General features: G+C 63.6%; 8 protein-coding genes and 1 pseudogene. 8 read left to right on the top strand and 1 reads right to left on the bottom strand.

Annotated elements, in window-relative coordinates:
- From WAN71_RS07990 to WAN71_RS07980, 3 genes and pseudogenes are all read left to right on the top strand, one after another.
- Positions 1 to 185 (top strand): annotated as a pseudogene (locus WAN71_RS07990) (hypothetical protein); the annotation flags it as partial.
- Positions 186 to 436: 251 nt separating this feature from the next.
- On the top strand, positions 437 to 1,291 hold the full coding sequence (locus WAN71_RS07985; protein WP_422224812.1) for an alpha/beta fold hydrolase: 855 nt from the start codon (positions 437 to 439) through the stop codon (positions 1,289 to 1,291).
- A gap of 236 nt (positions 1,292 to 1,527) precedes the next feature.
- Positions 1,528 to 1,815 carry a hypothetical protein gene (locus WAN71_RS07980; protein WP_422224811.1) on the top strand — a complete coding sequence of 96 codons (288 nt, stop codon included), beginning with the start codon at positions 1,528 to 1,530 and terminating at the stop codon, positions 1,813 to 1,815.
- Positions 1,816 to 1,913: 98 nt separating this feature from the next.
- On the opposite strand, the gene WAN71_RS07975 is transcribed toward WAN71_RS07980, so the two are convergent.
- A complete protein-coding gene (locus tag WAN71_RS07975) occupies positions 1,914 to 2,342 on the bottom strand; it encodes a hypothetical protein (protein WP_422224810.1) in 429 nt (142 codons plus the stop codon).
- Positions 2,343 to 2,752: 410 nt separating this feature from the next.
- Between WAN71_RS07975 and WAN71_RS07970 the strand changes: the two genes are divergently transcribed.
- The 5 genes from WAN71_RS07970 to WAN71_RS07950 form a co-directional block, all read left to right on the top strand.
- Positions 2,753 to 4,408, top strand: a complete 1,656-nt coding sequence (locus tag WAN71_RS07970) for an NAD-dependent malic enzyme (protein WP_422224809.1) — start codon at positions 2,753 to 2,755, stop codon at positions 4,406 to 4,408.
- A gap of 278 nt (positions 4,409 to 4,686) precedes the next feature.
- The gene (locus WAN71_RS07965) at positions 4,687 to 5,034 is read left to right on the top strand and encodes a lipoprotein LpqH (RefSeq protein ID WP_422224808.1); all 348 of its coding nucleotides are present in this window, start codon (positions 4,687 to 4,689) and stop codon (positions 5,032 to 5,034) included.
- Positions 5,035 to 5,107: 73 nt separating this feature from the next.
- Entirely contained in the window at positions 5,108 to 5,992 is an 885-nt protein-coding gene (locus tag WAN71_RS07960; RefSeq protein WP_422224807.1) for an MAP_0585 family protein, read from the top strand.
- A gap of 129 nt (positions 5,993 to 6,121) precedes the next feature.
- Entirely contained in the window at positions 6,122 to 6,490 is a 369-nt protein-coding gene (locus WAN71_RS07955) for a hypothetical protein (protein ID WP_422224806.1), read from the top strand.
- Positions 6,487 to 7,379, top strand: an 893-nt coding sequence (locus WAN71_RS07950; protein ID WP_422224805.1) for an acyl-CoA dehydrogenase, incomplete at its 3' end; no start/stop codon positions are given. The genes WAN71_RS07955 and WAN71_RS07950, both read left to right, overlap by 4 nt.

The raw sequence follows: 7,379 nt of genomic DNA, 5'->3' as shown, positions 1-7,379 counted from the left end.
CCGAAGAACTCGGCGCCACCTGGACAGCGCTGGGGCGCCCACCACTGCCGTTTGAAACCAGCATGCCCAGCGTATTCGCCGCCGGAGACGTCCGCCTGACCTCGGTGAAACGCGTGGCCTCGGCCGTCGGCGAGGGTGCAGGCGCGGTGCGTTCCATCCACACCGCGCTCGGACCGCGAACCTGAACTCCCATCACCGGCGCGCTCACCGGCGGCCGGCACGCTGAGAGTCGCCCAACCCAGCTGGCGTTTCACCGTAGAACGCCTCACCGCGTGCCCAGAAATGTGCACGGTGTGCAGGAGTCGTCCGCCACCGGACGGACTCTGCCCGAATCGATCTAACGTGCCTGTGAAGGCCTTCCCATCCAATGAGGCCGGGCCACATCGACGACGGGACAGCTCATGCCATCAACAAACGAGCATGAAAGGAAACGATTATGAAAGACTCTCGCTTGGGTGGCACGTCATACAAGAACGCGCCGACAAAGTCGGTTTCCGTTGGCGGTACTCGATTCGTCTACCGCGAGCTCGGCGTCGATACCGGCATACCGGTGATCTTCCTCAATCACCTGGCCGCGAACCTCGACAATTGGGACCCTAGAGTCGTCGACGGCATCGCCGCGAAGCACCGCGTCATCACCTTCGACAATCGCGGGGTCGGCGCCTCACAGGGCAAGACACCTGACACGGTCGAGGCGATGGCACAAGACGCCATTGCGTTCATCCGCGCACTGGGATTCGATCGGGTCGACCTGCTCGGCTTCTCGATGGGCGGATTCGTCACACAGGTAATCGCACAACGCGAGCCCGCGCTGCTGCGAAAGATCATCCTCGCAGGGACGGGGCCCGCCGGAGGCGCAGGCATCGTCAACGTGACGAGACTGAGCTACCTCGACAACCTCAAAGCGCTGGCCACACGGAAGAATCCCGAAGAACTTCTGTTCTTCACCAGAACGGCCAACGGCAAGTCAGAGGCCAAAGCGTTCGTCAAGCGCTTGAAAGAGCGCATCGACGACCGGGATAAGGCCATCACCGTGCGGACCTTCCGGACGCACCTCAAAGCGATTCACAAGTGGGGGCTCGCGCAGCCGGACGACTTGGCGCGCATCCACCATCCCGTCCTGGTGGCCAACGGTGATGACGATCGCATGGTGCCGACAACCAATTCGTACGACCTGGCACGTCGCCTTCCCAATGCGACGCTCCGGATCTACCCGGACGCCGGACACGGCGGCATCTTTCAATTCCACGAGCTGTTCGTTCAAGAGGCGCTCGAATTCCTGGGATCGTGAGACGCGAGAGGTTCGATTGCGCCATAACAATGGCTTCTGCCAAGCTTGATCGGCGTCGTCATGATGCCCACACGTTGCCTCCTGATTCGAGATCAGCCGGGACCACATACATTGTCGCAGTTAGAATGTGGTTTCTAGCACTGCGAAGCAAGACCGGTGTTATCTCGGTGTTATCCCTGGGCCGTCCCCTGTTGGAACCTTGGTGACGCCGCCGCGCGGGGCGTTTAATGATCGACATGACTCCGCAGCGGCCTCGCCCGCAACCTGTCGCGTTGACGTGGACCGCGCTCACCGAAGGTCATTGGTCGCTAGTCGTCACGAAAGACACCGGCTCTGTCGCGGCCTCGCTGAGTCCTATCGAGCATGCCTGGAGCGACACCCGCGAGTATCTGATCGGAGCGCTCGAAGACGGCTGGTGGCTCGCCGAGGAAGTCGACGGCAACCTAACCACGCTAGCCTCGCCCTTCCCTTCCGAAGAAGCTGCTAAAGCGCGAGCCGAGGCGTGGGAGGCTGACCACAGGTAAGGTCGTGCACCCCAGCTGGGTTAGAAAGCCCTTTGCGGCCCGGCTGCAGTCTTGGCGAATCAGCGTGTGATGCTCAGTACCCGCCCACTGGCGCGGGATCATGCCGACAGCCGCCTCGGCACGACAGCCTCCGCTTCACTTTGGTTGGGCCGCGATGCGGGGAGCGCCACTGCCAACTGGGCACGCCGCTGACCGCCGCGATAATTCACGTAGTACTGATCGAGTTCCTCTTGACGGAGGGGTTCGGAGAGGATGTTCACGCAGTGGAGGGGATCGGCTTCCCTGCGTGACTGGGCCAGCTTCACGGCCGCCTTGCGGAAACCCACCACGGTTGCGACAAGAGAGCCGCCCAGGGCCACACCGGCGACTGCGGCCCAACCACTTCGGTAGGCCAAAGCCTCTACGAACAGCCCGAGCAGGGCGGACGCGAGAAGCAGAAACAGATACCCCACGAATTGGTATGAAATACCGCGAACAACCTTCACCAACATCCTGACCTCACAAGACTTTCGCAGCGAACGGTTCATGCTTTTGATGGTTCGCCGCCCAACCGGCATTCAGTAGAGGTCTTGATCTTGTGGGGCCACAAAGCTCCGTTGTGCCCAGCACTGCCGGCCGGATGCTTTGGTGGCCGAATCGGCATCCCCGGTAGTGAACCGGCCCCGCTGGATCAGGGGGACCGGGCCGGTCACTCCACCCGGCGCGCTCAGGTGGCTTGCGTGCTCCGGCACTGTTCGGTTGGATGCAAGTTACGTCTCAGTCAGCCGTTGGGTACAGCACCCCACCGGCTCGACAGCCATCACGGGCGGACTGGATCCGTGTGGGCTCGTCGAGAGCGGACACGTCGGCAAATGCCGTGGCTGGTGCCACGTCGAAGTCAAACAGACTGCACACCAACGCAACTCGTTATAGGCTTCCAACGGAAGGGATGCTGACGATGCCTAATGAAAAGCGGGGCCAGGCCGTCCTGTTCGACGCCTTGACGACTAAGGGCACGGCCTTCACAGTCGACGAGCGTCGTAAATTCGGTCTGCTCGGACTGCTGCCGACCGCGGTGAAGACTCTAGAAGAGCAAGCCGCGCACTGTTGGCATGAATTCTGTACTCGGCGCGACGATCTCGACAAACACATCTATCTCCGGGCGCTGCAAGACCGCAACGAAACGCTGTTCTACCGTGTGCTGCACGACCACATCCCCGAAACTCTGCCGATTGTGTATACGCCCACGGTCGGTGAGGCCTGCCAGCGTTTCGGCGAGATCTATCGTCGGCCGAGGGGATTGTTCGTTTCCTACCCCGACCGAGACTGTCTCGACGAGGTGCTGCGCAATCGGCCCCAGCGCGATGTCGACGTGATTGTGGTGACCGATGGGCAGCGGATTCTCGGTTTAGGTGACCAGGGCATCGGCGGAATGGGCATTCCGATCGGCAAGCTATCGCTGTACACCCTCATCGGCGGCATCGATCCCGCTCGCACTCTTCCGATCGTGCTCGACGTGGGCACCGACAACGTCGAACTTCTCGATGACCCGCTTTACCTTGGTTGGCGCCACCGACGCATCGACGACGACGAGTACTACGCCTTCATCGACCAATTCGTCACCACAGTGCGCGAGCAACTGCCCGATGTGCTGCTGCAGTGGGAGGACTTCGCCACTGTGCATGCGCAGCCGATCCTCGCCCGCTACCGCGACCAGCTGCTCACCTTCAACGACGACATTCAGGGCACCGCCGCCGTCACCCTCGGTGCACTTCACGGTGCCGCCCAAGTCGCGGGTCGCCCGCTTACGCAGCAGCAGGTCGTCATGCTCGGCGCAGGCTCGGCGGGTATAGGCGTCTTGGACATGATCCGGCGGGAGATGGTGAACGAAGGGCTGTCGGAACAGGCTGCCCGAGAACGGATCTGGGTCGTCGACGTGGTGGGCTTGCTCACCGACGATCGCACAGATCTTTCCGCAGGCCAGCGTGACTTCGCTCAGCCCGCCGACCGGGTGGCTAGTTGGGGGCTGACGGGGCCCGCCCAGCTTGACGACGTCGTACACCGGGTCGATGTCGGCGTTCTGTTGGGACTGTCCACCGCCGCCGGTGCCTTCACCGAAAGCATCGTGCGTGAGATGGCCGGCAAGACCGAGCGGCCGATCATCTTTCCGTTGTCGAACCCGACAAGCCGCGCGGAGGCGCATCCCGCCGAGTTGGACCATTGGACTGACGGGCGTGCGCTGATCGCGACGGGTTCACCTTTCGCGCCGCTGAGCCGCAATGGCGTGGAACGGCCTGTGGCGCAATGCAATAACGTCTATATCTTCCCCGCGATGGGGCTCGCCGTGACCGCAGCCCAGGCGACCCGAGTCACCGACGAGATGATGCGGGTTGCCGCGGCGACCTTGGGCGATGCGTCGCCCGCCCTCGCCGACCCCGACCAGCCGTTGCTGCCGGAGTGGTCGGATGTCCCCGACGTCGCAGTGCGCATTGCGCAGGCCGTCGCCGCGCAGGCCATCGCGGATGGCGTCGCCCCCAAGCGCAGCAGCGAGGAACTGACCGAACGGATCGCGCAGGTGCGCTGGATTGCGGCCTATCCTTCAGCGCCGGCCTGAGCGCTCAACCAGCAGCTACTGCATCAGCCGCCCCTCAAAGCGTAAGGTCGCGATCGGAGGGGAAGCGCTGAAAGTGCATCCAGGATGAGACGGCCACGGGCCTGTGCTCAAGCGTGCACTTGTCAGCAATCCGCCAGTATTTGAGCGCGACGAGACAAAGGAGTCCAGTGGCAAAGCGCGGGATATTGGTCGGCATAGCGGCCGTAGCCACCGTGGTAGTAGGTCTGGCTGGCTGTTCGAGCAACAAGTCGAATACAAGCTCCAATACCAGCACACCGGTGGCTGCCGCTGAGAAGGTCGTCATCGACGGTCAGTCTCAGAACGTCACCGGTCCAGTCAGCTGCACCCAGGCTGGTGGCAACACCAACATCGGTATCGGGGACGCAGCAAACGGGATTGGCGCGGTGGTTAGCAATGCTGATCCGCCGGTCGTGCAGGCGGTTGGCCTGGGTAACCTCACCGGCGCAACGCTGGGCTACGCGGCCGGCGCACCGAATCAGGGCACCGTTCAGGCCACAAAAACCGGCAACTCCTACACGATCAAAGGCACTGCGGCGGGGGTAAACATGGCCAACCCACAACAGCAGCTGACCAAATCATTCGAGATGGATGTGACGTGTCCCTAACGCGGCGTTCTTACGACACAGCTCTGCGTGGTGGCTACGCTCCCGATTTCGTGCGCGGAAGGAGCTAACAAAGATGTATGTGAAGCGCGTGGCAGGGGCGGCGATTGCCGCAGGCGTCGGCATTTCTGCTCTGACAGTAGGCATCGGACCTGCCAATGCCGTGCCGTTGAAGCCGGCTCCGACTTGGCATGGGCCCTTCGCTGATGGACCGGGGCCCGGTGGGCCGGGTGATCCCGGGGGACCTGGTGGTCCGGGGCCTGGCGGACCGGGCGGGCCCGGCGGACCTGGACCTGGCGGTCCGGGACCCGGTGGACCTGGCGGACCCGGCGGTCATCAGGGACCGGGCGGGCCTGGCGGACCCGGCGGGCCTGGTGGACCTGGACCTGGTGGGCCGGGTGGACCCAACGGACATCAAGGCCCCGGTGGACCTGGTGGGCCTGGACCTGGGGGACCTGGTGGGCCTGGCGGACCGGGGCATGAACCGGGTGGACCTGGCGGGCCGGGAGGACCTGCTGGCCCGGCAATGCGTGGACCTGAGGGGCCGGGCGGACCTGGCGGTCCGGGTGGACCGCAATCAGCGCCGTATACGCCCAGGGGTTCTTTCGACCGGGGTGGCCCCCAGATGGGCGGCCCCAGGGATGTGCCGCATGGCTTCAGCGCGCCCGGCCACGGTGCGCCGCCTCCGCCGTCACAACACGGATGGGCCTGGAATGGCGGGCCTCCGCCCGGAGCGCCGCCGCCTTTCTGGGACGGACCGCCGCCCCCGGGTGGCTGGAACGGTCCACCGCCTCCCGGTGGTTGGAACAGCCCATGGAACGGTCCGGTGCGCGATATCGCAATCGCGCAGCGTGATTTCGGGCCGTTCAATTACAACGGGTACAACGCGATCCCGATGTTCAACCCGATTTTTGGGGGATGGGGCTTCTGGCTCTTCGGTCTCTGGATCCCGCTGTACTGACACAACTTAAAACTCACGGCCTCCGGACCTTGCTTTGGCAAGACCGGAGGCGGTGAGGCGTCAACAGGGCCTCGACATGCGGGGCTGGAAAATGATGCGTGCACCGGGATTCCGGTGCAAGATGTCGGCGTGGCTATGTACCAGGGCAGGGCGCTCGCAGAAATCAATCTCAGTGGTGTGGCGTTGGCGGAGGCGCTCGAAGCGTTCATCTGCCGACGTGATCCGCGCCTAGAGAACCAGAACGTCCAGGTCAGACGCGCGACTCCAACTGGTGACGTCGAAATGCGGGTGCAACCCCACAAGCGGTGGTACGAGGTCGTCTTCGAGACTGACGACACCCCCGAGGACGACGAAGACGATGACGATGACACCTTTGAGGCAAGAAAAAGGGCCAAGGAGAAGGCAAAGGCAGCGGCGAAGGCCCAGGTGAAGACATGGCCGCCGGCTAATCCAATGGTGCTGCCACCCGATCCTGATGAGGACGAGCGGCGCCGATGACCGGAGTGCGCGACCGGGTAGTGGATCGAGCGCGTGGGATGCGCGACCTGGTCCGTGCTGAGGCCGCGGAATCCGAACGCTTACGGACGCTCTCGGCGCCGATCGTCGACGAGATGTGGGCCAGCGGCCTGATGTCTGCGTTCAATCCGACTGCGGCGGGCGGCGTCGAACCGTCGTTTGCCGAGATGATCGAGACGTGGATCGAAATGGCTTGGCAAGATGGTTCTTTCGGCTGGATCGGCATTGCCAACCTACCCTCGACCTTCGCCGCCGCTACGTATCTTCCCGACGAGGGTTTCGCCGAAATATTCACCCGCAACGACAACCACATCACCATCGGCGGTCAGTACTTCCCCAACGGCCAGGGCGCAGTCGTCGACGGCGGCTACCAGTTGAGCGGTGCATGGAATTTCGGCTCCGGCACCGGACACTCGGCTTACATCGGCGCCGGTTTTTTCCCGATGCAAAACGGTGAGATGCGTTGGGTCAGTGAGGGCATTCCTGACATGCGGGTCGCCTTTCTGCCGCGCGAGGAGGTCACTTTCACCGACGGGTGGTATGTCCAGGGGCTCAAAGGCACCGGCTCCTACGACTACAACGTCACCGACGTGTTCGTTCCGGAGTACCGAACGATGCCGCTGTTCGCCCGCGAGCCTTTCCGGGGAACCTCGGCTGCCAGCCGGATGGGGCTAATGCCCATCACTGCGGCCGGGCACGCTTCCTTTGCGCTGGGGGTGGCCAAAAGCATGCTCGACGATGTCCAGGAACTCGCCGCCACCAAGGTGCGGATGAGCGACATGGCGACGCTGGCCAGCCGTCAGACCTTCCAAAAGGGACTCGCTCATCACGTCGCTGCCTGGCGGGCAGCTCGCCTGCTGGTGATCGACGC

The sequence above is a fragment of the Mycobacterium sp. genome (assembly GCF_049280035.1).
In the GTDB taxonomy this organism is placed as follows: Bacteria; Actinomycetota; Actinomycetes; order Mycobacteriales; family Mycobacteriaceae; genus Mycobacterium.
Note: the sequence above shows the minus strand (reverse complement) of the source record. Positions and strands in the feature narration are given on the sequence as shown.

Bases quoted from the DNA above. Each gene is read 5' to 3' on its own strand.
- WAN71_RS07985 (WP_422224812.1), top strand. From the start codon at position 437: ATGAAAGACTCTCGCTTGGGTGGCACGTCATACAAGAACGCGCCGACA.
- WAN71_RS07980 (WP_422224811.1), top strand. From the start codon at position 1,528: ATGACTCCGCAGCGGCCTCGCCCGCAACCTGTCGCGTTGACGTGGACC.
- WAN71_RS07970 (WP_422224809.1), top strand. From the start codon at position 2,753: ATGCCTAATGAAAAGCGGGGCCAGGCCGTCCTGTTCGACGCCTTGACG.
- WAN71_RS07975 (WP_422224810.1), bottom strand. From the start codon at position 2,342: ATGAACCGTTCGCTGCGAAAGTCTTGTGAGGTCAGGATGTTGGTGAAG.
- WAN71_RS07960 (WP_422224807.1), top strand. From the start codon at position 5,108: ATGTATGTGAAGCGCGTGGCAGGGGCGGCGATTGCCGCAGGCGTCGGC.